Source organism: Mesorhizobium sp. BAC0120, assembly GCF_033542235.1.
In the GTDB taxonomy this organism is placed as follows: Bacteria; Pseudomonadota; Alphaproteobacteria; order Rhizobiales; family Rhizobiaceae; genus JAWRCU01.
In genome coordinates, this window is record NZ_JAWRCU010000005.1 from 412204 (window position 1) to 438286 (window position 26083).

Here is a 26083-nt window from a genome sequence, read left to right on the forward strand (position 1 = left end):
GGAAACTTCGATGAAACTCACGCGACGAACGATCATGGCGGCCGCCGCCCTGCTGGCAAGCGGGCTTTCGGCAAGCGCGGAAGAGGTGACGCTCGACGTCCTCTACTGCTTTCCGGATTTCGCCAAATTCCATGAGCCCCTCGCCCAGGAGTTCATGAAGCAGCACCCCGACATCAAGATCCAGTTCCGTGCGCCGGCGGCGAGCTACGACGAAGGCCATCAGACGATGTTGCGTTCGGCGATGACGAACCAGCTGCCGGATATCTACTATTCCGGGTATCACCTGCTCCCCGAGCTCATCCAAACGCTCGGCCAGCGCGATCAGGCCGTTCCGCTGAACGACCTGCTTGCCGCCGAAGGGCCAGAATTCCGCAAGGCCAACTACTTCGACAACCTGATCGATCTCGGCTCGGTTGACGGCAAGCTCTACGGGCTCGCGGTCAACGCCTCCAACCCGATCGTCTATTACAACGCCGATCTGGTGAGGAAAGCCGGCGTCGACCCGGCCGATTTCCCGCGCACCTTCGACGGCATCATCGCGCTAGCCGGCAAGATCAACGATCCCGCGAACGGGATCAACGGCATGGCCTATGACGTGCATGGCTGGCCGGACGGTTGGCTGTTCGAGGCGGCGCTCACCCAGGCCGGGGGCAAGCTCCTGACCGACGACCGCCACGACATCGCCTTCGATGGACCGACGGGGCTGAAGGCGCTGCAGACATTCCGCCGGTTCGTGACCGAGGGCGGCATGCAGCTCATCGACTATATGCAAAGTCGCCAGCAGTTCGGGGCCGGCAAGATCGGGATCTATTTCGCCTCGCCCGGCAACCTGACCCAGGTCACGAGCCTGGTCGCCGGGAAATTCGATTTCCGCACGATGAAATTTCCCATCGAAGACGAAGCCAAGGGCAGCTTGCCGACCGGAGGGAACGCCATCCTGACCCTCGCCAAGGAGGACGCCAAGAAGAAGGCTGCATGGGAGTTCATGAAGTTCATGACCAGCCCTGCGGCTCAGAAGGTCATCGTCGAGATGACGGGCTACCTGCCGACCAATGCCGGTGCACCAGGCCCGGATTATCTCGGTCCCTTCTACGACAAGAACCCCAATTACCGGACGCCTGTCGAACAGGTGCAACGGGCTGGGCCCTGGGGCGCGTATCCCGGCGGAAACGGGGTGCGCATCTGGCGGACGCAGCGCGACATCGTCGCCGAGGTGATGCGTGGCGACGTGACCCCTGAAGCCGGTCTGGCTGAGATGGCGAAGGCCACCCGGGAAATGCTGAAGACCCCGTGATGGAACGACAGGAAGCGAGGGCGTTGAACGGCGCCTTCGCCCTTCTCCCGAGAAAACGACTGACCAAAATGAAGATCATCCACATCACCGATGCCCATATCGTGCCCGAGGGAGAGACCATCTACGGCCTCGACCCCGCCGCCCGCCTCGCGGCCGTGATCGACCACATCTCGGCGAACCACGCCGATGCCGATCTCGCCGTCATCACCGGCGACCTTACTGATCGGGGCGACCCTGCCTCCTACCAGCGGCTGCGTTCACTGCTGGAGCCGCTGCCGATGCCGGTCAGGCTGATGATCGGGAACCACGATATCAGGGCCGCTTTCACCGACGCCTTTCCCGACGAGCCTCGTGACGAAGCCGGCTTCGTGCAGTCCGTGATGGATCTGCCCGATGGAGCCGGCAGGCTGCTCTTTCTCGACACCAACGAGGTCGGCTGGAGCGGCGGCCGCTATTGCGACAGCCGCCTCGCATGGCTGGAGGCGCGTCTGCAGGACGCTCCGGATCGGCCCGCCTTCATCTTCATGCATCATCCGCCGTTCCCGCTTGGGGTCGCGCATTTCGAGCAGATCTGTCTCGCCCAACCCGAACCGTTCATCGCGGCCCTCAAGGGCCACGGCGGCGGCGTGCCGCACATCTTCCTCGGGCATGTCCACATCCCCGTGAGCGGCGTGTCGCCGTCCGGCATCCCCTTCAGCGCCGGACGCGGCTGCAATCACCAGATCGTCCTCGACTTCGCCGCCAGGGATTGCACCTGGGCAAGCGGCGCACCGAACTACAACATCATCAGGATCGGTGAGCACGGGGTGATCGTGCACGCCTTCGACTTGATTGACGCGGCGACGATCGGAACCGGCGCTTACCCGCCGGGACCGTAGGTCCTGCCTGTTCGATGACTCTCTATTCGACCACGGGCGCGGCGTCCTGATGGCTGCCGCGCAGCGGTATTTCCGGCATGAGCACGACCGCGACGAAAGAAGCGAGCATCAGCCCCGCGGAGACCAGGAAGATGGTCTGGAAGGGCGCGGCCGAAACGACATGCGCTGCCCCCCGCATGCCTTCTCCTACGAGCGGCAGGCCGTAGCCGAGCGCGACCGCGCCGAGCGCCGCAACCCCCAACGCGCCGCCCAGCGAGCGCAGGAAGGTAAGAACGCCGGTCACGACGCCGAGATGACCATGATCGACCGCGTTCTGAACGGAGACGGTAGCGACCGGGAAACCCGTCCCCATCCCCATTCCCACGCAGATCGTCAGCAGCTCGACGATCGCCAGCGACGCGCTGCCGGCGAGCAAGCCTAGCAGACCGAGGCAGATCATGCTGAATACCGAGCCGAGAAGGGCGATGCGCTTGTAGTGCCTGAAGTGCGGTATGAGGCGGCCGCTGGTAGTCGCACCGGCGACGGTGCCGAGCAGCAGCCCGAGCAGAGCGACGCCGGATTCGGCGGCCGTCAGGCCAAGATAGGATTGCAGATAGACCGGCAGGTATACCGACAGACCGACATTCGCCCCCTGCAACAGGAACATCGAAAGCGTGCCGGCAAGCACGATCCTGTTGCCGAGCACCTCGAGCGAGATCAGCGGCTCGGCGGCCTTGAGCAGCCGGCGCCCGAAGGCGGCCCATAGAAGGGCCGAACAGGCGACGAGCCCGAGGATTTCGGTGGAGAGCCATGGATATTCGCTACCGCCCCAGTTCAAGGCCAGAAGCAGCACCGACGTCGCGGCAATGAGCAGCAAGGCGCCCAAGCTGTCGATGGCGTGGCGCCGCCCCGCCACCGGCAGCTTCTTCAGCGGGGCGTTTATGATGGCCATCGCGACGAGCCCGAGCGGAATGTTGATCCAGAAGATGAGCGACCAATGGAGATGCTCGGCGAACGTGCCGCCGAGCAGCGGCCCCGCGATGCTCGCCACCGCCCATGTGCCCGATATCCAGGCGGCATATCGCGCCCGCTCGAGCGGCGGTACGAGGTCGCCGATCACCGTCTGCGACAAGGCGAACAGCCCGCCGCCCCCGAGACCCTGCACGGCCCGGCCGAGGATCAACACGAACATGTTGGGCGCCATCGCGCTGATCAGCGATCCCGCAAGAAAGATCAGGATGGCCGCATAGATGATGGGCCGCCGGCCATGGATATCGGAGAGCTTGCCGTAGAGGGGAGCCATCGCGGTTGCGGTGAGCAGATAGGCTGTGACGATCCAGGGCAGATAGTCGGCATGGCCGAGCGCACCGGCAATGGTCGGCATGGCGGGAGCCACGATGGTCTGGTCGAGCGCGGCCAGAAGCATCGACAGGAGCACGCCGCCGATGATGGTGTTCTTCTCGCGCTCCGTGAGCGGCGGCGCCGAAAAGCCGATTCTGTCGTCGACAGCCTTGTCCATCGATGCACCCGATCCCCCGCTGCCCGTCCCCGCGAACCGCAATCTTGAACGGCCGTCTCGGCCCATGACGCACCAGCGCGGCATGACCGGACATCCAGGCCGTCGATTTGTTTGCGGACCTCGCCCGAGGGGCTGAATTCGAGTCCCGTAAGCGGGAACGCCGGACTGCCGGCCGGCATGCGTTTGGTTGAAGCAGCGGCGCCCGGATAGCAGAGGATGCCGGTGTGTGTCGAGGCGCCGGGTGCCGGCGGTGCCGAAATTGTTACCGTGTTCAGAAGCTAGGGGAAGGGAATAGGGCAATAGGGAGGTAGGGGAGTAGGAGAATGAGGCGGTCGGCAACATACTCCCATACTCCCCTACTCCCCTACTCCCCTACTTCCCTAATCCAGCTCGAACGTCACGTTGACCTGAACCCTGTAGGAGTTCTCTCCGGCCTCCACCGGCACGGCCTCGGCTGCACGGTCAAAGGCCTTGGCCGCGAGCGGTACGGGCGGCTGTCGGAAAGCGACGTCTGAGATTTCCATCACTTGTCCAAGCTTGACTCCGGCCGCTTCTGTCAACGTCTTCGCCCTGTCGATCGCATCGGCGACGGCCTTCTTGCGCGCCTCTTTGAGGGTCGCCGAGGGATCGTCGTTGGTGAACGTGACGCCGCCGCCCTGGTTGACGCCAAGGCTCACCGACTTGTCGAGGATCTCGCCCGTCTTGGAGAGATCGCGCACGCGCACGCTGAGCGAATTGGTGACCTGATAGGCGACAAGCTTGCTCTCCTGCGAGCCGTCAGGCTTATTCTGGAAGTCGTAGCGCGGATTGATCTGCACGCCCGCCGTCTGCAGGTCGCGATCGGCGACCCCGGACCCCTTCATGGCGGCGATCACGTCGGCCATCGCCTTGTTGTTGGCATCGAGCGCCTCGCGTGCTGTCGCCGCCTCACGCATGACGCTGAGCGACAGAAGCGCGATATCGGGTTTCACCGTCGCCTCGCCCTCCCCCATCACCACGATGCGGCGTGGCGGCGGTTCGGCGGCATGCGCGACGGCGGGCAATGCAATCGCGGCGGCAAGCGCGGCTGCGAGCAATTTTTTCGTCATCAAAGTCTCCTTGCTGGTCTGGATGGCATCTCCCTTGGGACGTCCGCGGAAGATGGATCCTTGGGTCTGTCGATCGCGATTCGGAGAAATCGCAGAGTTCTCCTGTAAAATCATCCGGCAGAACAAAGAATTAGGTTATGCCGAACGACTGCAATGCGGCCTGCTCTATGGACCGATTGCGGAGCGATTGCGGCATGGCTTGTGCGACCGGAAAAAAGCCACTAAGTCAGCCGCCGTGGGGCCTGTAGCTCAATGGTTAGAGCCGGCGGCTCATAACCGCTTGGTTGGGGGTTCGAGTCCCTCCGGGCCCACCAATAACTAAGCTTTTGGTTTCGTTGTTTTTTGTTAGCTTTGGACTCGCCCCTGCGATTGTCGCCAATGGGCAAGTGTTGGCGAAGCAACGACACCGTTACAGTCGTTTTCGCCGCGCTAAATGAACGACGCTATGCGCCTCAATGTCAGCCGCTGAGGAAAAGCAGACCTCGGCGATGATCCCGCGGGGCCGCTAATCACAGCTGGCATGGCGCATTTGGATGCACCCTTTGTGGCGTGAGACGGACATGTTCCCCACTAGAGATATGGCTTGAAGCTGAACCGCCGCGAACCTTGAACGCCGCGCGGTCATGTCTTAGGAGACGGTCGGCACTGGCCAGAGGTTGCAAATGCATGTGAGGCTGGTCGGTTCCTCGCAAGACACGACTTTTGCCAGACGGAATGTCTGTGGCACCGCAATGGGGGCTCGCTACGTGCTCAATGAAATCCAGCAGGCATGCCTCAACAGGCGCGAAGCCCTTTTTCAGGGATCGACCGCTTTGGCGCCGGGGCAGGACATGTCTGACAATTTAGCATCTCGCATCTGATTCAGCGAACTCTTGGAGCGAACAGTGGCCGCCCTGAACAGACCGGTCCTGACCGGGAGCGCTCGCGCGGTGTTCCGGCGACTGGTCGAGGATGGCCCCTCGACCAGACCGCAAATCGGAGTGTCCTTAGGTCTGTCGCGCCCCACAATGTCGGCTGCCATCGCTGAACTCGAGGAGCTCGGCTATGTCGAAATGGTCGGCGCGATCCAGGGCCCTCTGGGACGTAGCGCAGCACAATACAAGGTGGGATCGGGAGCCGGGCACGTTATCGCCGTCGATGCTGGTGCTACACACTTACGGCTTCGTGCCTGTGCTCTCGATCGCAGGCAACTGGCTAACCGGGTTCTGCGTCTTCCTACGAGCCAGCTGACAATCAACGAAGAAATCAGCCGGGCTGTCGCTTCCGAGTTTTCCATCATACGTTCTATGGCTGACCAAAGCTGGGGGCCATTGCGGGCCATCGGGCTTGCCGTACCGACGCGGGTCGTGGGGCCCGGAGGCGATGTGGTGGGCAGCCGGCAGGAGATCGTGTTCAGTGCGTTCAGCCCGCCTCGCGGGGTCACGCTGATCCTTGAGAACAATGTCAACTGCGCAGCCATAGCCGAGCGGCACTATGGCGCGGCAAGAGGCGTCTCGAGCTTTGCATATGTGCAGATCGGGTTGAAGATCGGCATGGGACTTGTGCTGAACGATCAACTCGTGCGCGGCCGCAACGGTGCGGCCGGTGAAATTGGCCACCTGAGTTTTCCTTTCGCCCCAGGTGCTGAACCACTGCCGGGCGAAGCAGAGCACTATCTCGGTAACGAAGCCTTTATAGCGCGTGTCCGGTCGGACTGGCCAGCGTCGGCGGGGCCGGCGCCGGGCGATACCGCAGAGCTTCTTGCCCTGGCCGAAACAGGTCACGCCGACGCGGTGCGTCATGTGGCCAGTCACGCCTCGGACATCGGTGCCATCATAGCCACCTGCGTCAGCGTGGTGGACCCGGGCCTGGTTGTCCTGGGCGGCGGGCTGGGCGCTTCGCCGTTGCTCTTGCCCGTGGTGCGCGAGACGGCCAGCAGGCTTTCCTACCCGGTCGATATCCAAAACACGCTCCTGGGTCCGGATGCGACCGTCCTTGGAATCGAGCGTCTCGCAATCGACGCGACCCTGCGGCAACTCTTGGATGGAGAGGCCTAAGGGCTTCCACCCACACCCACGTTCCTCATCTTGACATCGCGCCTTTTAATTTATTAGTTAAGCTGCCTAACGTAAAAGGCTGGCGATTGCGGGTATCAAGGGAGGAAGAATTGAGGACCCTCAGCAAACTTCGGTTCGGCGTTGCTGGACTTGCCGCGCTGTTAGCGGTCGGGGCCGCCGGTACGGCCGCGGCGGAGGACGTGACTCTTGAATACTGGGTCTATTCCGACTTCGCGCAAGGCGACGCACTGGCGCTCCAGCAGGAGTTCATCAAGGAGTTCACAGCCAAGCATCCCGGGGTGAAAATCAATATCGTCGGAAAGGGCGACGACGACCTGACCGCCGGCCAGGTGGCCGGTGCCGCCAGCGGCAACCTGCCCGACGTGTTCATGAACGCCCAGTCCGTTGGTGCCCAGCTGGTCGAGGTCGCTGCACTGGACAACATCTATTCCAAATGGATGGCCATGCCCGAGGAATTCCGGGCCCAGTTCGACCAGAGCGCACTGAAGAGCTGCATGCCCAAACCGGATGAGCTCTACTGCCTGCCCTATACCGGTTTCGGCTCGTTGCTATTCCGCAATCTTACAGTGCTTCAAAAGGCTGGCATTGATACCAGCAAACCACCGGCGACCTGGGGCGAATGGCTCGCGCAAATGAAGAAGGTGAAGGAAGCCGGGATGTTCGCCATTCCGGACGAGACGCTGGTCTTCAACTCGATCGCCGAGATCTATGCGACCTCCGGTGGGACGGATAGCTGGGGTTTCGACTGGGCAAACCACAAGACGCGTATCGACCCCGCAACCATGACTAAAGTGCTGCAGAAATTCGTTGACATGGCGCCGCTTAACAGCGGGACAAGCCGCAATGACCAGGCGACCAAGGATCTTTTCATCTCGAACCAGCTTGCCTTCCACACCGTCGGCCCATGGGTCAACCCGACCTATGAGGAGGCGGCCAAAACCAGTGGGCTGAAGTATGACTTCGTGCTGATCCCCGGGGACGAATCCGGCAAGACCGGCGGGATCCGGAGCTACGAAATGGTCGGTGTCGCGCCGGGTCCCCATGCTGATCTGGCTTTCGAATTCGCGGCCTACATCACCGAAAAGGCGCAGATGGCCCGCTGGGCGAAGCTTCTGTCGCGCTACAATGCAAACGCCGCCGCAATGGCCGAGCCCGATGTCGCAGCGCTGCCGCTGATCAAAGTCTCGGTCGACGCTGCACATGGTGCGATGGATGTCGCGGCCCCCTATTTCGTCGATTCAGTACCGAGCTGCTACAATTCGACGGTTATCGACATGGCCTCCGCCACCGCCGACGGGAGCAAGACCCCAGAGCAAGGCGCGGAAGAGATGATCTCGCAGCTGAACGATTGCCTGGCCAAGTAAGCGCCACACCGTAATCTCGCCTGCGGCCGGAGCCAACTCCGGCCGCATGCCCGAGCCGGAACCCCCATGTCCCTTCGCCGGTACCTGCCGCACTACGTCATGATCGCGCCGTTCATGATCCTGTTTGCGGTGTTCTTCCTCTATCCGATCGTTAGTGGCCTCTATTACAGTTTCCACGCTTGGAACGGCGTGAAGCCGCCGGAATATGTGGGGCTTGCCAATTATCAGAAGATCCTGCTCTCGCGCGAATTCTCGACCGCGATGCGAAACCTCCTGACCTATGTCGCCATCACCGTGCCGCTGGGAATTCTGGTAGCGCTCGGACTGGCGCTCCTGGTGGACAGTTTCACGGGGCGCTGGGCCAACTTCTTTCGGAACGCCTATTTCATGCCGGTGGTTTTGCCCGCGTTCCTGGCCGCCACCATCTGGCGCTGGATTTATGCGCCGAATTTCGGGCTGCTGAACATGATGCTCGGCTGGTTCGGCGCACCCTCGGTCAATTTTCTGAACGACACCGGCACGATGCTTTACGCACTGATCGCCGTAGACGTCTGGGTTTCGGCAGGATTCAACATGGTGATCATCCTGGCCGGGCTAAAGAACATCCCCGTCGAACTCTACGAGGCCGCGCGGCTGGACGGCGCCAACAAGTGGCAGCAGATCGTCCATATCACCATTCCGATGTTGGGCCCGGTGCTGTTCTTTGTGGTGACATATGGCCTGATCTCAGCCATGCAGGTCTTCGACAAGCCTTGGCTGCTGACAGGGTCGTCCTTCACCAGTTACGGGGGGCGACGCAACGCCCTGCTCTTCCCGGTCATGGACATGATGGGCCGGGCGTTCGGCAGCGTCCGTTTCGGCGAGGCTGCCGCCTACGGCTTCCTGTTGACCGTCGCCATAGTGGTCCTGACCGCCGTCATGTTCGGGCTGCGCCGCTGGAGAGGGTGGGCATGACCTCTCAGTCGCTACGCCGCATCCCCGTCTGGTCCCTGGCCAAATGGGGCCTCGCCCTGATGATTGCCGCCATCGCACTGTTCCCGATCTGGTGGATGATCAACGTGGTTTTTGCCCTGCCGGGCGAGCCGGTGTCGATCAATCCACGCCTCTGGCCGACTTCGATTCCGGCGGGGATCGAGAAGATACATCTGATCTTCACCGAAACTGACTACCTGCGTGCTTACGGCATCTCGCTCCTCTACGCGGCGTTCACCATCGCCGGCGTGCTGCTCATCGGGTCGCTTGCGGCCTTCGAGTTCGCGCTGTTCGAATTTCCGGGGCGTAGTCTTCTATTCGGCATCGTCATGCTGTCGCTGATGGTGCCCACAGCAGTCACGATCATCCCAACTTATCTGCTCACGTCGCAACTCGGCTGGCTGAATACGATGCGCGGGCTGGTGGTACCCGGCCTCGCCTCGGCCTTCGGCCTGTTCATGCTGGTGCAGTTCATGCGCGCCATCCCCAAGGACATGATCGAGGCCGCGCGGCTGGATGGGGCGAGCCATATCCAAATCTACCGGCACGTTGCGCTGCCTCTGTGCCGCAACGCCTTGGTCACGCTGGCCATCCTGACGTTCATGCAGACCTGGGGCAACTATATGTGGCCGCTGATCATCGGGACGAAGCCCGAGATGTACACCGTGGGACAGGTAGTGGGTCTGTTCAATTCGCCCCTCTCCCACCAGACCGTCGACATGGTGATGACCGCCAACCTTCTGGCCGCGATTCCTCCGCTCCTGTTCTTCCTGATCTTTCAGCGCAAGATCGTCGAGGGCATCGCAATGTCGGGAACCAAGGGCTGACCGGAGAAGGACCAATGGCATTCCTGGACATTTCCTCGGTCTCGAAGGCCTTCGGCACGCTCTCTGTCCTCGATGACGTGAACCTTTCCATCGATCGCGGGGAGTTCGTGGTTTTCGTCGGCCCCTCCGGCTGCGGGAAATCCACGCTTTTGCGCATGATCTCGGGACTGGAGACGGTGAGTTCGGGCACGATCTCCATCGAGGGCGAGATCGTCAACGAGGTCGAACCGGCGCTGCGCGGAACGGCAATGGTATTTCAGTCCTACGCACTTTATCCGCATATGACGACCTTCCAGAACGTGTCGTTCGGCTTGCGCATGGCGCACCGGCCGCGCGAGGTGATCGCCAAGAAGGTCCAGCAGGCGGCGGCGATCCTTCGGCTGGACAAGTTGCTCGAGCGCAAGCCGGCGCAGCTATCAGGCGGCCAGAAACAGCGCGTCGCCATCGGCCGCGCCATCGTTCGTGAGCCGCGCGTGTTCCTGTTCGACGAGCCACTGTCCAATCTGGACGCCGAGTTGCGGGTGCAGATGCGTGCGGAACTGATGGATCTGCACAAACGCCTGGGCACGACAATGATCTACGTCACCCATGACCAGGTCGAGGCCATGACGTTGGCCGACAAGATGGTTGTGATGAATGGCGGTCGGGTGCAGCAGGTCGGCAAGCCGCTGGAAATCTACGACGATCCGGACAATCGGTTCGTCGCCGGCTTCGTGGGCTCGCCCAAGATGAACTTTTTGCCCGCCTACGCCATCGATGCCTCGTCCGAGGGCGTGCGCATCGGCGGTATCGGGGGGCAAGCCGAGACGGTCCTGCCGCTTTTCGTTCCGGGTCTGACGGGCAAGGTCGAGTTCGGCCTGAGACCCGAACATCTCTCCCCTCTGTTAGGAGACGCCCCTCAGCCGGAAGGCGGATTGCTGCTGGAGGGGAAAGTCAAGCTGGTCGAGGAGCTTGGTGCAGAAAGTTTCGTGCATATGGATCTGGTCGACGGCACCAGAGTGACCGTTCGGGCGGGACGGGACGCGGCGGTGACCGGCGGCACGTTCCGCGCCTCGGTGGACGTTCGGCGAGCGCTCCTGTTCGCCCGAGATGGCCAGCGCGTCCGCGGCCCGAGCGGATCCAGAAAATGAGTCAGTCCAAGAACGAAAAGGCCGTGATCGTCGGAATCGACATCGGCGGTACCAAGACGCATGTGCGGGCCGTGCCGGTCGAAGGCGGCCCGGCTCGCGATCTGGTGCTCTCGAGCGGCGAATGGCGAGTCCGCAATTGGGAACTCGATGCCGCTCGGCTGCTGGAGCTGGTGACGGGCCTGGTCGAAGGCGCGCCGCTCGCGGCAATCGCGGTAGGCGCACACGGCTGCGACGATGCCGAAGAGTGCGAGGCGTTCCAGGCCGCCTTATCCGCACGCACCGATACGCCTCTTGCCGTGGTCAATGACGCCGAACTGATGCCCCTTGCCCTTGGCTTCACCGGGCAGATTGGCGTCGTAGCCGGCACCGGTTCGATCGCAGTTTGCCGGCCCTCGGCGGACCGGATGCTCGTTGCTGGCGGCTGGGGCTGGATAATTGGAGACGAGGGCAGCGCAGCTGGCCTTATGCGGCAGGCAGTTCGAGCCGTATCCCGTCATTTCGACTCGGGCGGCGGCCGCGGCGAGCCGTTGGTTGAGGCGATCTTTGAGACGCTGAAAGTTCCCTCGATCCCCCGCCTGGGTAGTTCCCTGTCCGAAATGCGCTCTGCGGCCGTGGTTGGGCGTCACGCCGCGGCGATCTTCGAGGCGGCCGAGGCGGGCTCCCAGCTTGCCGTCGAGGTGATCCGTGAAGGTGGGCGGGCGCTCGCGCAAACGGCCGCACTTCTGGAGGCGAGGGGCGCAAATGCAACCCATGCGGTGGCCGGCGGCAGCGTCATCGCCGGCCAGCCCCTGTTGTGGCGTGCCTTCGCCGAAGGGCTCGTCGAAGCTTCGAGCGGCCGTATCGCCCCCCACCTGTTCACCGGCAAGCCGGTCGAAGGTGCCTGTTACCTGGCCGGCAGCCTGATCGAAACCCCGGCCACGGGTGGAGCACGCTCGGCCCTGGCGATTTCCCAACCAAGATAAGGACAAACTCGTGAGCTATCGTTCAACCATCGCCCGCCAGCCCGACGCGCTTGCCGACACCCATGCCGCCGTTAGCGCCGAGCTTGCCAGAACGGACCTGTCGTCGCTGGACGGGCCGGTCATTGGGGTGACCGGCATCGGCGCGAGCTTTGCCGCAGCGGTCGTGGTGGCGGCGGAGCTTCAAGCACGCGATCGCCGCGCCTTCGCGTTGCGGTCCGTTGACATGGCCGCAGGTCATGATCTTTGCGATGCGCTGATTGGGCTTTCGCATCGTGGCCGCAGTGTAGAGACGGTGGCGGCGCTGGAAAAGCTGCCTTCGGCTGGCAGTCTTGCAATCACCAATGATCCTGAAAGCCCCCTGGCGAAGGCAGCAAAGCTGCACGTGCGGCTAGCCAATGGGTCTGACGCGACGCCTTCCAGCACCGGCTATACCGCTACGTTGCTCGCCGCGGGCATGGTGGTGCAGAGGCTTGTGGGCGCACCCGACGATGCCTTCGCGATGGTTCCAGCGCTTGCCCGTCAGGTCCTGAGCGCGGCAGCGGCGAAAATGGACCGGCTAGCCCGGCTGTTCCCTAAACGGCGCGCCATCGATTGTGTCGGCGCCGTTGCCGCGCTCGGCACCGCCGACGGGGCCTCGCTTCTGATCCGAGAGGCGTCGCGCATTCCGGCTTCAGCCTACGACACCCGCCACTATCTGCACGGGCCCATGGAGTCGATGGACGCAACCACCGGAGTGGTCCTGTTTGGCGCCGGGCGTGAAATCGAGCTGGCGCAGCATCTGGAACGCATCGGCTGTCCTGTGCTTCTAGTCACGACGGCCGATGGGGTTGACGACGGCGAACTTCTGACCGTCATCAGGGTCCCGCAATGTGAGAACCTGATCGCCCAGGCCATCATCGACATTTTCTCAGCGCAGCTTTTAGCCGCCCAGCTGTCCGACGCCGCCGGGCTGACGGACACCAAGTTCCGCTACAGGATGTCGGACACAAAGGTGCCTGAAGGGGCCTGAGTGTCCGTCTGGCAGGTGGCCGTTCTGGCGGACAGCTGCAACCAGGCGTAGGCCTCTTCGGGCGTTTCGGCCGCGCGCAGGCGTTCGCGAAGTTCGGGCTGGCGCAGGAGCCGGCAAAAATACGAAAGGGCGGGCAGGAATCCTGCCACGTCCGATTTCGGCCACAGAAGCGCCAGCAGCAGGTCCACCGGAGCGAGGTCGGGCGACCCGAACCAGACGGGGCGCTCCAAAGTCGCGAGCATCGCTGCTGGAGCGTCAATACCGTCCAGCCGTCCATGCGGGATAGCAACGCCATGACCGATGCCGGTCGATCCGAGGCGTTCGCGCTCCAGCATGGCGGCGAGCACCTCATCCTGGCCCCTGCCGACCCTTTCGCCCAGCCAGCCTGCTGCCTTGGCCAAGGCAGACCGCCTTCCCTTTGCGGGCATCTGCAGCACGATATCCTGCTCGCGCAGGAGCTCGGTGATCTCCATGACAGCCTCCAGGTCATTGCCGCCAGGGGCGGCGCAGAGGCTCGCCCGTCATTACGGCGCCAACTTTGAAGTCGAAAGAAGGGGGAACCTGGCGAACCCGGACGCGAGGCCAGGTTCTTGGATCGCGTCCGGGTCAGATGCCCGCTCTGATAAGGCGAGCTCCCCGAGAGAGACAGAACTCAGCTATGACGGGTATCCTTCGAAACCAGCCACACTAGCCGCGTTTCCAATCTCATGCCTGACGGGCGAGCACGGTTGAGCGGCTCGCGCCTGAGGACAGTTCCGGCGGGTTGTCCCGCCACGCCGCGATCCAGGTTCATGGCAGCACCTCGCGATGCCCATGGCCTGCTGGAGAATGGATACCCTGCTCCAACACTTGTGCGGAACCCGCGGGGACTACCCGCGATACGATACACCACGGGCAACGGATAGCAGCTCTGGGCAGCGTGCGGCTGCAGGAAAGGCAGATGCGCCTTGAACGGGGAGTTCTCATCTTACGCTCCATCAGCGCGGCGCCGTAAGGCGCCGCAGGAATGAACCGCTTTCTATGAGATGTCCCGGAGCAGGATTACGTGCGGAATTCAGGATGGGAGAGCCTGCCCCGGGAAAGGGAGCGTCCGTTCCCGGCAAGCCTCGAAATCCTGACAAAGGTCTCCATGCACATGATGGCTACCTTAACCCATCAGGCCGGTTTCTCAAGGCGACGCCATGTCGCCCGAGATGCCTGAAACGCGTGGTCATATGATCGCAAAGGCCAAGATCATCAAACCGAACAAGCCCACTGCGATAATCGTTTTCGTTGTCCTGTCCATCTTGCCTCCGTGAGGCCAACCGCGACGGCATCTCGGCTGACCTGTAAGCATTGGTCACCCAGTGCAGCCTTTCAAGTCGCGCTTCGAAGCTGACAGGCAGTGGACAGGGATGCCGTCGCCCTAGAGCCCTCCTTTCCGTGTTCCTGCTGCCCAAAGCGCCCGTCAACCATTTGGGGGATATCGCTTCTCGCAATTCCGATGTCCTCGAGCAGCCTGTCGTCAAGCCGCTCGAGCGCAGCGACGGCCCTGCCCCGTTGCCACCGTTCCTGCACACGCAGGAAAAGTTGCGCGACGGCTGACCGCAGATTGCGCCCCTTGGAAGCCCGCCGGATCATGGCGAATGGATACTCGTTGATGGACATTGTGTCCCTCCTTTCACATTGGCCAGCACTGTTCGGGGCTGGCTGCAGAAGCGGCCATCCGCAAACAGTCCTGTAGGAAGGCATCGGCGGTCTTGCGCTTGCCCGACGCTCGTCAGAGCGTGTGGAAACGACGCCGAGCCATTCGGCTTGGATGAGAGTGAAAGTCCCCGAGACGGTGAACGGCTGCGTCCGAACCGCTCGGGGCTAGGAACGGTTCAGAAGGGACGCCGAGACGACCAGGTATTTCTTGTGGCGACCAGGGGTAGTCATGGCCCGGAGATGGTCAGCCCGAGCAGCCAATTCAATCCGAGGCAGGTCGGATGCGGCCTTTGGACGCTGACAGGGCGGACCGGAAAGGCCTGCATGGCGGCAGACCCGGCGCACAATGGGCACAAGGCCATCCTCGCGGTCCCAACTCATCCATTTGACTTTGCGTACCAACTCTTCATGATGACGTCCGTGAGCAGGATTTCAGCATACGGACTTGCCTTCCGAAAGCGGCCGAAGACAGGCCGCTAGGCCCTGGTCTCGCGGATGAAGCTCCGCCTGGCCAGGGAACCCTTCAGTGACATCGTTCTTCCCAAGCAGTCTCCGAGGCGCAGCCGCGGATCGCTCGGGCATGCAAGAAGGAAACCGGAATGGCCAAGAGAAAAGGCAATCGAGAAGCCCGCAAGCCGAAGCAGAACAAGGAGAAGAAGGTTCAGGGGGCGACCACGGTCTCGGAAATCGTTGGACAGCGCCGCTAGGTTAGCGCATCGGACCGAAAAGTGCGAAGCGGTCTTCGGGTAAATCCGGTGCAAAAACAAAGAGATAGAGCGGCGTGGCGATCCAATTTGAGTGCCCGCCGCTCTAGTCGAGCCCTTACGCGGCGGGGGCATTCATCTGTCGCTGTCGCTGCTCTCATCCTGTAAGGCGTTGCCTTTAGGCCGACGCAGGGTCAACCGCGGAGGAACGGCTCCACTCCCCTCCGCCCGCTCGCGATAGAGAGCCGCCCGCGCGAGGAGCATGAGGGTCACCGGCGTGGTGACGGTGATGAAGACGCCGATGAGCAGTTCGTGGACAACGGGCCGCGAACCTAGCGCCGAGAAGCAGACGATCGACGCCACCACGATGGCGCCCGTTCCCCAGCTGGTGCCGAGAGTAGGCGCATGCACGCGCTCGAAGAAGCTACGGAACCGCAAGGTTCCGATTGCTCCGGCGAGCGTCAATCCGGCGCCCAGGACGAGGAAGAACGACGCCAGCAGCGCCACCCAGACAGGCAGGTTTTCGGCATGCGTCATTCGATTACCTCACCGCGCATGAGGAACTTCGCGAGCGCGACGGTCGACACAAAGCCCAGCACAGCGATGATCAGGGCCGCTTCGAAATAGACCGAGCTCCCTGTGCGGATGCCGATCGTCAGCACCAGCAGCATGGCGCTCACATACATGGCATCCAGGCACAGAACCCGGTCCTGCGCGCGCGGTCCGCGGATGAGCCTGTATGTGTTGCATCCCATGGCGGCTACCAGCATGGCCTGAGCGACGGTTACGGACCACAGAAGGATATCGGCGCTCATTCGAAGATCTCCATAAGAACCGCCTCGTAACGGGTCTTGATGAGGGTGACCCACTCATCTTCCTCGGCGAGGTCGAGAACGTGGATCAGCAGGACGCCTGAATCGGCAGCGTACTCCACCCATGCAGTTCCCGGAGTGCTGGTAACGATGCAGGCAAGGACGGCCAGGCCCGTCTTGTCGCGCAGATCGAGCGGGATAGAAACAAAACCGGAGACCCTGTCGCGGCGATCGCCCTGCAGGATGAGTGTGGCTACGGCAACGTTGGATCGAAGAATGTCCAGCACAACGACCCCGACCAGCCACGGAATGAGCTGCCAGCGCCGTAGCCTCGGCTTCGCAGGACGGAGCGCTGCCATCGCCTGAGAGGCAACGACGGCGACGGCCGTTCCGAGAAGGAATTGGCCGACCGAGAAAGAATTGAGCAGCAACCAAATCAGCACCAAGGATGCTGCGAGGACCGGATAAGGGAACACGCGGCTCATCGGACGGCGGCCCCAGACGCGCCAGGCTCCAGGACGCCCTGAATATAGCTGGCGGGCTCATGCAGCGACCGGGCAGCGGCGTCCGTGTACCTGATCATCGCTCCTCCCCCGACAGTCAGGAACAGGCAGAGCGCCAGGAGCGTCACGATAGGCGCCACCTCAATCACCAGAACGCGGGGTACGATCTCCTCCAGGGGCGCCCAGAAGATGCGGATGCCGGTGCGCATCATCGCAACGAGCGCTGCCAGTCCAGACAGTATCACCAGCGCGACCAGCAGCCAGATCCGCGCCGGTATTTCGACCGGGTTGCCCAGGCCTTGCAGGTTCAGCATGCCTGTCAGCATGGCGAACTTGGCAACGAACCCCGAAAGTGGCGGCAGGCCCGCGAGTAGAAGGGCGACGCATCCGAAGCAGACGCCGAGCACGGCCAGCGCACCCGGCATGACCACACCTACTTCCTCTTCCGCGTCCTTGTCCGGATCGGCCTCGTCGCCATAGGCTTCCATGGTCACTGCGAGCAGGTCGGCGCCCGGTTCGCGTGCGCGCTCCACCAGTTCGATCAGCATGAAGAAAGCCGCTGTGCTCAAGCTCGAGCTGACCAGATAGAACAGCGCCCCTGACACGACCGTGGCATCGCCTATGCCGACGGCTGCGAGCAGGGTTCCCGAAGAGGTCAGCACGCTGTAGCCGGCGAGCCTGCCCATCGCCTGCGACGCCAGCACGCCGGACGTTGCGAAGATTAGGGTGGCAATACCGCCCCACAGGAGGACGATCCCGCCGAAGCCGGTCAGCTGCCCCGCCTCGCTGCCGAAGATCAGCAGCGTCAGACGGAGAAGCACGTAGAATCCGACCTTGGTCAGCAGGACAAAGATCGCGGCGACCGGAGCTGCGGCAGCCAGGTAAGCGGAAGGAAGCCAGAAACAGAGCGGCCACATGCCAGCTTTCACCAGGAATGCCACGCCCAGGATCGCGGCGCCCGCCTCCAGCAGCATTCGGTTTTCGGCAGGCACGCCGGGCAGGCGCAACGCCAGATCGGCCATGTTGAGTGTGCCGGCAACGCCGTAGATCAGGCTAACGCCGATCAGGAAGAGGAGCGAAGACGCCAGGTTGATCGCTATGTAGTGGAGGCCGGAGCGGACCCTGAACGCACCAGAGCCGTGCAGCAGCAAAGCGTAGGAGGCCGCCAGGGTAACTTCGAAGAAGACGAAAAGGTTGAACAAATCTCCCGTCAGGAACGCGCCTCCAAGCCCCATGAGCAGGAACTGGAAGAGAGTGTGGAAATGGGGCCCGGCCCGCTGCCAGCGCGCCATTGAGAAAACCAGCGATGCGAGCCCCAGAACCGAGGTGAGCACCAGCATCAGGGCCGACAGACGGTCGAGCACCAGGACGATGGCAAAGGGAGCGGGCCAGTCCGCAATGGCATAGGCCGACGACATGGCGCCGGCTCCGGGCGGAACCCCATCCGCGATACGCATCAGCGCTATGTCCGAAGCAAGGAGCAGCAGGGTCGACGCGAGGCTGATCATTGCCTTCGTCGTATGGCGCAGCTCGTCCACCAACAGGAGGAATGCGCCGGTGACGAGCGGCAGCAGGATCGGGACGATGAGAAGGTGCCTTGCCCAATCCATCAGTGAGACTCCCGGCCGTCGACATGGTCGCTGCCCGTCAGGCCGCGGGCGGCAAGCAGCACCACCAGGAGAAGCGCTGTCGTCGCGAAACCGATCACGATGGCGGTGAGCACCAGCGCCTGCGGAACCGGATCCGCGTAGTCCGCCGGATTTCCGGCGCCGTCCGCGCCCAGCACGGGGGCTGCGCCGACGCGAAGACGACCCATGCTGAAGATGAACAGGTTCACCGCATAGGAAAGCAGCGCGAGGCCGATGACGAGCTGGTAGGTGCGCGGACGCAGGATCAGCCAAACGCCCGATCCGGTGAGCACTCCGATCGCGAGCGCGAGCGTCAATTCCATTGCTGACGCTCCTCGTGGCGGACTGCCCGCAGCCGGCGGATGGATTGGTGGGCGATGGCGATCAGCATCAGCACCGTAGCGCCGACCACGAGGCTGAAAACGCCGAGGTCAAAGACTGCCGCGCTTGCCAAGGGGACCTTGCCGACGAGCGGCAGCTCCGCATACTGGAAATACGAAGTCAAGAAAGGATCGCCAAACAGCATCGAGGCCGCCCCGGTAAAGGCGGCCAGCAGCAGGCCGCCGCCGATCCAGAAGACGGGGAGGATGCGAAGCCTGTCCTCCACCCAAACCGTGCCTGCCGCCATATACTGGAGGATGAAGCCTGCGGCCATCGCCACGCCTGCTGCGAAACCTCCGCCCGGAGCATCGTGACCGCGCAGGAGGAGGTAGGCCGCCAGCACGATGACGACGGGGAACATCCATTGCATGATTACCGCGGGCACGTACATGTATTCCGCTGCCGTCGCGCCTGCCTCCCTACCCGGCTCCGCCTCGTCGAAGGACCACTGGATGCGCTGCTGCTCCGGCCGCTCAATGCTGTCAGGCGCGGGACGGAACCGCCGCAGCAGAGCGAAGACAGTCAGTGCGACCGTTCCGAGAACCGTGATCTCCCCCAGCGTGTCGAAACCGCGGAAGTCGACCAGGATGACGTTGACGACATTGCGCCCGCCACCGTCGCTGTAAGCCTTTTCGACGAAGAAATCCGCGATCGTGTCGGGCGGCGTGCGCGTCATGATCGCATAGGAGATTGCCGTCATCCCTGTGCCGGCCAGGACGGCAATCGACAGGTCGCGAAACCGGCGCAGGCGATCGAGAGTGCCGCCCGGCTCCGCAAGTGCTTCCGAGCGTTTGGGCAGCCAGCGCAGGCCGAGCAGGATAAGCACTGTCGTCACGATCTCCACGACGAGCTGCGTCGCTGCAAGGTCCGGCGCAGACAGCCAGACGAAGGTCAGGCAAGTCACGAGCCCCGTTCCTCCCAAGAGAGCTAGAGCCGCGAGGCGGTGGAACTTGGCCTGCTGGGCGGCCGCGACCGCGCAGATCATGCCGACGCACCAGAGCCCGGAGAACGCGAAATCCATCCTCTCGTTGCCATGGAGCCCGAAGCTGAGGCCCGAAGCGAAAACCGGGATGGCAGCGGCTATCGCTGCTGCCACAAGCAGGCGCATCTGCGGCTGCAGGCGCCTCGTCCCGAAGACCTCCTCAACAAGGCGGGCCCATCGCCACGAGATCGCTACCGTGACTCTTTCGAAGACGCGCTGCCCCTGAATGCGCCCGAAAAGCGGGGCGGTTTCGGCGCGTTGCAGATAGTCGCCCGCCCATAGATACAGCAACGCCCCACCGACCAGCGCGACAGTGCTCATTGCAAGCGGGAGGGTGAAGCCGTGCCAGACCGCCAGGCTGTATTGGGGCGTTGCGGCGCCGAGGACCGACGACACGGCGACCTGCAGGAAAGGCCCGATGGTGAGCCCCGGGACGATGCCGACGACGAGGCAGGCCAACACAAGGAACATAACCGGAAACCGCATCCAGAAAGGCGGCTCGTGCGGCTCGCGAGGGAAGCTTTTGGGCGGCATCCCAAAAAAGATCGAATGGATGAACCGAATGGAATAGGTGACCGCGAACGCGCTGCCGAGCACGGCCGCGTAAGGCGCCGCGGTGTCGAGCCACGACTCGGCATGTGTCGCGACGGCTTCCGCGAAGAACATCTCCTTGGAGAGGAAGCCATTGAGCAGCGGAACGCCAGCCATGGCGGCACTTGCCACCATCGCAAGCGTGCCCGTTATCGGCATGTATCGGAACAGGCCGCTCAACCGCCGCAGGTCCCGCGTGCCCGCCTCATGGTCGATGATGCCAGCCGCCATGAACAGAGAAGCCTTGAAGGTAGCATGGTTCAGCATGTGGAATATGGCTGCGACGGCGCCGAGTGGGCTGCCAAGGCTGAGCAGCAGAGTGATCAGACCGAGATGGCTGATCGTGGAATAGGCGAGCAAGCCCTTCAGATCCTGCTGGAACATCGCGAGATAGGCGCCGAGCACGAGCGAGGCCATTCCCGCAAGCCCGACGATGGTGAACCATTCTGGCGTCCCAGCGAGCACCGGCCAAAGCCGCGCCAGCAGGAAGACGCCCGCCTTCACCAGGGTCGCTGAATGAAGGAAGGCCGACACAGGCGTTGGAGCGGCCATGGCGTTGGGCAGCCAGAAATGAAACGGGAACTGCGCGCTCTTGGTGAACGCGCCTAGCAAGACCAGGATGAGCGCTGGAACGTAAAGCTGGTGGGCGCGTATGGCGTCGCCCGATGCCAGCACAACCTCCAGATCGTAGCTGCCGACGATATGGCCGATGATGAGAACGCCTGCCAGCAGCGCGAGGCCGCCGGTGGCCGTGACCGTCAGGGCCATGCGCGCGCCGTCGCGCGCGGCCTGGCTGTGGTGCCAATAACCGATGAGCAGAAATGACAATATGCTGGTGAGTTCCCAGAAAATGACCATCAGGATCAAGTTTCCTGACAGGACGAACCCCAGCATCGACCCCGTGAACGCCAGGAAAAGAAAGTAGAAGCGGCGGACCGGATCCTCGGCCGAGATGTAATACCGGCTGTATAGGACGACCAGGAACCCGATCCCACTGACCAGGGTCGCAAAAATCCAGGCGAATCCGTCCATCCTGAGCGTCACGCTGAGGCCTAGCGATGGAATCCACTCGATCCGGTGCTGGAGGCTGCCTCCGCCGCTGATCGACGGATAGAGCAGGACGGACAAGCCGACGCAGGCCAGCGTGGTGACCCCTGCGAGCCAGGTGGCCGGAGCACGCGAGTCCGTGGGAAGCAGGAGCGCCGCGAGACATGCCATGAAAGGCAGAACGATGATTAGATCTAGCAGGTAACGCTCCATCGCTCTCCTGGTGATTCGGCCGCCTTCAACGCTTCTTAGGCTATCGTCCGCGATCAGCCAACGACCGGGAGCAGCTTGCTCCCGCGGGAAAAGGCTGGCTGCCGAGCGATCCCGCTTGCTGCCGAAGGGCCCACCGCCAAGATCTCGACACATGCTGATTGCCGCTCATCGGCGCCGATCATGCACATCCGGTCGCCGACTGACAGACCGAGCAGGGTAATGCCAAGAGGCGTCGACAGCGACACTTCGGCTGGCGGCCACATTCCGTCTTCAGGAACAATCAGGAGCCGGCGTTCCGGCCGTGGGGAGCCGCCGATCCTGTAGGTGACGAAACGGTCGAGCAAGACCGCTCCCTGGACATGCTGCGAACTTGGGCTGTCGCGCCCGGAATGTCAAGGAACTCAGGCACTTTGGAACGTTGCTCAGATCACCGATCAATGCAGATTGCAGTCGGAGTGCGACGTGTGGAAACATGCAGCTCCGCAGCGGTTTTCCCGTCGGATTATCCTATGCACGCCTCATGCTGCCGGTTCGACGCGTGATGCCGCAGCGAGCGGAGCCATCATGATCGCCATTGAAACCTTCGTACGCATCCTTGACCTCGGCGGCACGTTCGTTTTCGCGATCAGCGGGGCGGTTGCCGCAGTCAATCGCCGACTGGATATTTTCGGCATCCTCGTCCTGTCGTTCGTGGCCGGAAATTTCGGCGGAATCACGCGTGATCTGCTGATCGGCGCCGTGCCGCCGGCCGCCCTGACGGATGGCCGATACTTGCTGGTTTCCGTCATGGCAGGGCTCATCACCTTCTTCTCGTATGCCGGCGTCGACAGGCTGCGCACCCCAGTGCTCTGGTTCGACGCTGCGGGACTTTCCTTCTTCGCCGTCGCGGGTGCGCAAAAGGCGTTCGAAGCCGGATTGAGCCCGGTAATGGCCGCTCTTCTGGGCATGCTGACCGGCATTGGTGGCGGCATCACGCGTGACGTTCTCCTGACCGAGATCCCGCAGGTCCTGCGTTCCGATCTCTACGCCGTTGCCGCGCTGGTCGGCGCATCCATCGTCGTCATTGGCGACGCGGCTGGTCTTTCCTATGGCCTATCGGCTCTGGTGGGAGGCGCTTTGTGCTTCGCCCTCCGCTTCATGGCGATCAGGTACCGCTGGCATTTGCCTGTCGCGCATCTTTCCGCGCAACAACGCGCGGGAATGGATCCGTCGAACAATCAGGAGCCGCACTGAGCTTTATCTGGCAAGCCCAAGCCGGCAGCCGTCGTTCTCGCCCATCTCGTCGCCGAACTTGTGTCAATGGAGATGGCCAAGGGGGCGTAGACCGATAGATGCCCACCAGACACAGCGCGCGTCGAAAGATCGGGCGCTCGACCCGAGTAGAGCGGCGTGCGCGAATGCAGGATCGCGACGCCGCTCTATATAATGTTTGCGCATCGGACTATCCGAGAGCCGCTGAGCACTTTTCGCTGACGCGGCCCTTCAGTTCGCTCCTATTCGCTAGGGCACAACGCTACTGATCGTCGTGCGCATTCTCATAGCAGGGCATCGGCTGGCAGATGCCACCCGTGCGCTGGCATGTGGGAATGGACGGTCATGTCGCTGAGATCCGACTGCACATCGTCACCCTGCGAATGTCCATTGCCGTGGTCGAAGTGCCAGCTTGATCCAGCACCTGAATCGGAATTCCAGGTGGATCCTGTACCCGACTGCGTGTGATGGCCTGTGCCATTGGAAAGATGCGCAAAAGATAGCGTTCCATCCTTCACCAGCGCCCAATGGCCGTGGCCTTTGTTGGTGGTCGATCCGTCGGTTGACGTGCCTTGCGCCGATCCAGTCCCGGTATCCGACCCGCTGGCGGTTCCCGCGGAAGCATCGTGGGTCGAGCCATCGGTTGGCTTGGCCTGCGCTGTTCCGCTCCCGGTGTCCGAACCGGTTGAGGTTTCCGTGGAAGCATCATGGGTTGAGACATCGGCTGCCTTGGCCTGTGCTGCACCCGTCCCAATGCCGGACCCGCTCGCGGTCCCCGACGAAGTATCTTGACCGGCCTCCGACACGGGCGACTGTGCGGCAAAGTTGCTCGCTACAGCAGTCCCCGTCCCCGCATGGTCGCCTTGGGTATAGGCGAGATACTTGTAGGAGGTCGCATACTCCTGGTTGAACTGCTTCGAGCCGTCCAGCCAGTTGCCTTCGACGCCGCCGGCAAAGACCTCGTCGCCACGCTCGAGATAGGTGGCGTCGCCGGTGTGCTGGTAGACAAAGCCGAAGCCGTTGACGACGAGCATGTTGAGGTCGGGCGACGGCGTGGCTTCGGTGCCATTGGACGAGTTCTCGTCCATGTACTGGAAGGCCTTGGCCGAGGCGTCCCACTCATGCGTCCACATGTAGTCGAGATTGGCCTTGATGAAGTCCACGATGCGCGGATCGGCGTCGACCTGCTCGTAGTAGTTGATGAGCGCGTCGTTCATCAGCCCGTTCATGAACGGCTTGTCGATCGGCGAGCCGTCGGCGGTCGTGCCCTCGACATAGTTGGGCCGCGAGCCGTCGGCATGCTGGAAGTCCGAGGTGAGGATCTTGTCGACCAGCGACTTGGCCAGCGCCTTGAAGTCGTTGCCGCCCTGCACGCCCCAGTCCTCGCCATTGGCCTGGATGTTGGGCACGCCATTGCTGGGCGCATCGAGGATGATGGCCTGCGTCAGCGTCTCCAGAGTGCGCGCCTGCTCGCGACCTTCGGCTTGATGCGGATCGAACAGGTTCGCCCAGTTGTTCTCGGTGTTCCAGGGGTTGACCGCCTGATCGGCCATCTTGCCGATGGCGTCGAGGCTCTCCTGATCGCCGTGCAGCAGGTAGTGGGCCGCAATGCCCTTGGGCATGGACCACCACGACGCCACGCCGAAGTTGTTGGGTTCGACATAGTTCTTGACATAGTCGGAGACGATCGCGTCGGCTTGATTGAGATATTTCTCGTCGCCGGTCCGGGCATACGCGACATAGTCGATGTAAGCGCGATCGTAGTAGTTGGACGCCTCCCAATTGGAACCGTCACTCGCCCAGTGCTGATCGTTGTAGGTGGCGAAATCCTGCTCGTACTTGGCAAATTCGCCCCCGAGCGCGGTCGTCTCCGAAGACGATGTCATCGGCCCGATCAGTGAAGCAAGCGGGCTGGCGTTCGAATCCGCTCCATCATGGATCGATCCGGTGGTTGTGGTGTCCTGCCCCGATCCCGTCCCGACATCGGACCCGTTTGCGGTCCCCGACGAAGCATCTTGGCCGGCATCCGACACGGGCGACTCCGCACTGGAGCTGTCCGCTGCGCCAGTCCCCGTACCGGCATGGTCCCCTTGAGTATAGGCAAGATACTTGTAGGAGGTCGCATACTCCTGGTTGAACTGCTTCGAGCCGTCCAGCCAGTTGCCTTCGACGCCGCCGGCAAAGACCTCGTCGCCACGCTCGAGATAGGTGGCGTCGCCGGTATGCTGGTAGACAAAGCCGAAGCCGTTGACGACGAGCATGTTGAGGTCGGGCGACGGCGTGGCTTCGGTGCCATTGGACGAGTTCTCGTCCATGTACTGGAAGGCCTTGGCCGAGGCGTCCCACTCATGCGTCCACATGTAGTCGAGATTGGCCTTGATGAAGTCCACGATGCGCGGATCGGCGTCGACCTGCTCGTAGTAGTTGATGAGCGCGTCGTTCATCAGCCCGTTCATGAACGGCTTGTCGATCGGCGAGCCGTCGGCGGTCGTGCCCTCGACATAGTTGGGCCGCGAGCCGTCGGCATGCTGGAAGTCCGAGGTGAGGATCTTGTCGACCAGCGACTTGGCCAGCGCCTTGAAGTCGTTGCCGCCCTGCACGCCCCAGTCCTCGCCATTGGCCTGGATGTTGGGCACGCCATTGCTGGGCGCATCGAGGATGATGGCCTGCGTCAGCGTCTCCAGAGTGCGCGCCTGCTCGCGACCTTCGGCTTGATGCGGATCGAACAGGTTCGCCCAGTTGTTCTCGGTGTTCCAGGGGTTGACCGCCTGATCGGCCATCTTGCCGATGGCGTCGAGGCTCTCCTGATCGCCGTGCAGCAGGTAGTGGGCCGCAATGCCCTTGGGCATGGACCACCACGACGCCACGCCGAAGTTGTTGGGTTCGACATAGTTCTTGACATAGTCGGAGACGATCGCGTCGGCTTGATTGAGATACTTCTCGTCGCCGGTCCGGGCATACGCGACATAGTCGATGTAAGCGCGATCGTAGTAGTTGGACGCCTCCCAATTGGAACCGTCACTCGCCCAGTGCTGATCGCTGTAGGTGGCGAAATCCTGCTCGTATTTGGCAAATTCGCCCCCGAGCGCGGTCGTCTCCGAAGACGATGTCATCGGCCCTATCAGCGTACCAAGCTGGTCGGTGTTCAAAGCCATTACCTATCTCCAGTTTTCTTTTTCATTGAGTCCCCACCCAATTCCGATTTG

22 protein-coding genes and 1 tRNA gene are annotated in these 26083 nt (G+C 62.7%); 11 read left to right on the top strand and 12 right to left on the bottom strand.

The window, feature by feature from the left end:
- Positions 1 to 10: 10 nt before the first annotated feature.
- Together SAZ10_RS14920 and SAZ10_RS14925 are read left to right on the top strand one after the other, a co-directional pair.
- Positions 11 to 1294 carry an ABC transporter substrate-binding protein gene (locus tag SAZ10_RS14920; RefSeq protein WP_318610028.1) on the top strand — a complete coding sequence of 428 codons (1284 nt, stop codon included), beginning with the start codon at positions 11 to 13 and terminating at the stop codon, positions 1292 to 1294.
- On the top strand, positions 1294 to 2172 hold the full coding sequence (locus SAZ10_RS14925; RefSeq protein WP_318610029.1) for a phosphodiesterase: 879 nt from the start codon (positions 1294 to 1296) through the stop codon (positions 2170 to 2172). The genes SAZ10_RS14920 and SAZ10_RS14925 overlap by 1 nt, the downstream gene beginning before the upstream one ends.
- 22 nt (positions 2173 to 2194) lie before the next feature.
- On the opposite strand, the gene SAZ10_RS14930 is transcribed toward SAZ10_RS14925, so the two are convergent.
- Positions 2195 to 3670, bottom strand: coding sequence for an MDR family MFS transporter (locus SAZ10_RS14930; RefSeq protein ID WP_318610030.1), 1476 nt, complete (start codon positions 3668 to 3670; stop codon positions 2195 to 2197).
- A 380-nt stretch (positions 3671 to 4050) separates the two neighbouring features.
- Positions 4051 to 4758 (bottom strand): SIMPL domain-containing protein, encoded by a 708-nt coding sequence (locus SAZ10_RS14935; RefSeq protein WP_318610031.1) that lies wholly within the window; start codon positions 4756 to 4758, stop codon positions 4051 to 4053.
- Positions 4759 to 4996: 238 nt separating this feature from the next.
- Between SAZ10_RS14935 and SAZ10_RS14940 the strand changes: the two genes are divergently transcribed.
- The 8 genes from SAZ10_RS14940 to SAZ10_RS14975 all read left to right on the top strand — a co-directional run bounded on the left by SAZ10_RS14940 (position 4997) and on the right by SAZ10_RS14975 (position 13079).
- Positions 4997 to 5072, top strand: a tRNA-Ile gene (locus SAZ10_RS14940).
- A gap of 693 nt (positions 5073 to 5765) precedes the next feature.
- A complete protein-coding gene (locus tag SAZ10_RS14945) occupies positions 5766 to 6794 on the top strand; it encodes an ROK family protein (protein ID WP_318610032.1) in 1029 nt (342 codons plus the stop codon).
- 110 nt (positions 6795 to 6904) lie between these two features.
- The gene (locus tag SAZ10_RS14950) at positions 6905 to 8179 is read left to right on the top strand and encodes an ABC transporter substrate-binding protein (RefSeq protein ID WP_318610033.1); all 1275 of its coding nucleotides are present in this window, start codon (positions 6905 to 6907) and stop codon (positions 8177 to 8179) included.
- A 66-nt stretch (positions 8180 to 8245) separates the two neighbouring features.
- A complete protein-coding gene (locus SAZ10_RS14955; RefSeq protein WP_318610034.1) occupies positions 8246 to 9133 on the top strand; it encodes a sugar ABC transporter permease in 888 nt (295 codons plus the stop codon).
- Positions 9130 to 9978, top strand: coding sequence for a carbohydrate ABC transporter permease (locus SAZ10_RS14960; protein WP_318610035.1), 849 nt, complete (start codon positions 9130 to 9132; stop codon positions 9976 to 9978). Before SAZ10_RS14955 ends, SAZ10_RS14960 begins: the two co-directional genes overlap by 4 nt.
- A 14-nt stretch (positions 9979 to 9992) precedes the next feature.
- On the top strand, positions 9993 to 11108 hold the full coding sequence (locus tag SAZ10_RS14965) for a sn-glycerol-3-phosphate ABC transporter ATP-binding protein UgpC (RefSeq protein WP_318610036.1): 1116 nt from the start codon (positions 9993 to 9995) through the stop codon (positions 11106 to 11108).
- Positions 11105 to 12070 (top strand): N-acetylglucosamine kinase, encoded by a 966-nt coding sequence (locus SAZ10_RS14970; RefSeq protein ID WP_318610037.1) that lies wholly within the window; start codon positions 11105 to 11107, stop codon positions 12068 to 12070. The genes SAZ10_RS14965 and SAZ10_RS14970 overlap by 4 nt, the downstream gene beginning before the upstream one ends.
- A gap of 10 nt (positions 12071 to 12080) precedes the next feature.
- Positions 12081 to 13079 carry an SIS domain-containing protein gene (locus tag SAZ10_RS14975; protein ID WP_318610038.1) on the top strand — a complete coding sequence of 333 codons (999 nt, stop codon included), beginning with the start codon at positions 12081 to 12083 and terminating at the stop codon, positions 13077 to 13079.
- On the opposite strand, the gene SAZ10_RS14980 is transcribed toward SAZ10_RS14975, so the two are convergent.
- The 9 genes from SAZ10_RS14980 to SAZ10_RS15020 form a co-directional block, all read right to left on the bottom strand.
- On the bottom strand, positions 13040 to 13552 hold the full coding sequence (locus SAZ10_RS14980; protein ID WP_318610039.1) for a PTS sugar transporter subunit IIA: 513 nt from the start codon (positions 13550 to 13552) through the stop codon (positions 13040 to 13042). The genes SAZ10_RS14975 and SAZ10_RS14980 overlap by 40 nt on opposite strands.
- Positions 13553 to 14435: 883 nt before the next feature.
- On the bottom strand, positions 14436 to 14810 hold the full coding sequence (locus tag SAZ10_RS33600; RefSeq protein WP_412535221.1) for a DUF1127 domain-containing protein: 375 nt from the start codon (positions 14808 to 14810) through the stop codon (positions 14436 to 14438).
- Positions 14811 to 15604: 794 nt separating this feature from the next.
- Positions 15605 to 16006, bottom strand: coding sequence for a monovalent cation/H(+) antiporter subunit G (mnhG, locus tag SAZ10_RS14990; RefSeq protein ID WP_318610041.1), 402 nt, complete (start codon positions 16004 to 16006; stop codon positions 15605 to 15607).
- On the bottom strand, positions 16003 to 16284 hold the full coding sequence (locus SAZ10_RS14995) for a K+/H+ antiporter subunit F (protein ID WP_318610042.1): 282 nt from the start codon (positions 16282 to 16284) through the stop codon (positions 16003 to 16005). The genes mnhG and SAZ10_RS14995 overlap by 4 nt, the downstream gene beginning before the upstream one ends.
- Positions 16281 to 16766: a Na+/H+ antiporter subunit E gene (locus SAZ10_RS15000; RefSeq protein WP_318610043.1), complete on the bottom strand. Its 486-nt coding sequence runs from the start codon at positions 16764 to 16766 to the stop codon at positions 16281 to 16283. Before SAZ10_RS15000 ends, SAZ10_RS14995 begins: the two co-directional genes overlap by 4 nt.
- Positions 16763 to 18394 (bottom strand): monovalent cation/H+ antiporter subunit D, encoded by a 1632-nt coding sequence (locus SAZ10_RS15005; RefSeq protein WP_318610044.1) that lies wholly within the window; start codon positions 18392 to 18394, stop codon positions 16763 to 16765. The genes SAZ10_RS15000 and SAZ10_RS15005 overlap by 4 nt, the downstream gene beginning before the upstream one ends.
- Positions 18394 to 18735, bottom strand: coding sequence for a Na+/H+ antiporter subunit C (locus SAZ10_RS15010; RefSeq protein WP_318610045.1), 342 nt, complete (start codon positions 18733 to 18735; stop codon positions 18394 to 18396). Before SAZ10_RS15010 ends, SAZ10_RS15005 begins: the two co-directional genes overlap by 1 nt.
- On the bottom strand, positions 18726 to 21626 hold the full coding sequence (locus tag SAZ10_RS15015) for a monovalent cation/H+ antiporter subunit A (protein WP_318610046.1): 2901 nt from the start codon (positions 21624 to 21626) through the stop codon (positions 18726 to 18728). The genes SAZ10_RS15010 and SAZ10_RS15015 overlap by 10 nt, the downstream gene beginning before the upstream one ends.
- 53 nt (positions 21627 to 21679) lie before the next feature.
- Positions 21680 to 21970, bottom strand: coding sequence for a hypothetical protein (locus SAZ10_RS15020; protein WP_318610047.1), 291 nt, complete (start codon positions 21968 to 21970; stop codon positions 21680 to 21682).
- A 220-nt stretch (positions 21971 to 22190) separates the two neighbouring features.
- Between SAZ10_RS15020 and SAZ10_RS15025 the strand changes: the two genes are divergently transcribed.
- Positions 22191 to 22859, top strand: a complete 669-nt coding sequence (locus tag SAZ10_RS15025; RefSeq protein ID WP_318610048.1) for a trimeric intracellular cation channel family protein — start codon at positions 22191 to 22193, stop codon at positions 22857 to 22859.
- Positions 22860 to 23161: 302 nt separating this feature from the next.
- Here the strand turns inward: SAZ10_RS15025 and SAZ10_RS15030 are convergent, their stop codons facing one another.
- Positions 23162 to 26032, bottom strand: a complete 2871-nt coding sequence (locus tag SAZ10_RS15030; protein ID WP_318610049.1) for a hypothetical protein — start codon at positions 26030 to 26032, stop codon at positions 23162 to 23164.
- Positions 26033 to 26083: the final 51 nt, after the last annotated feature.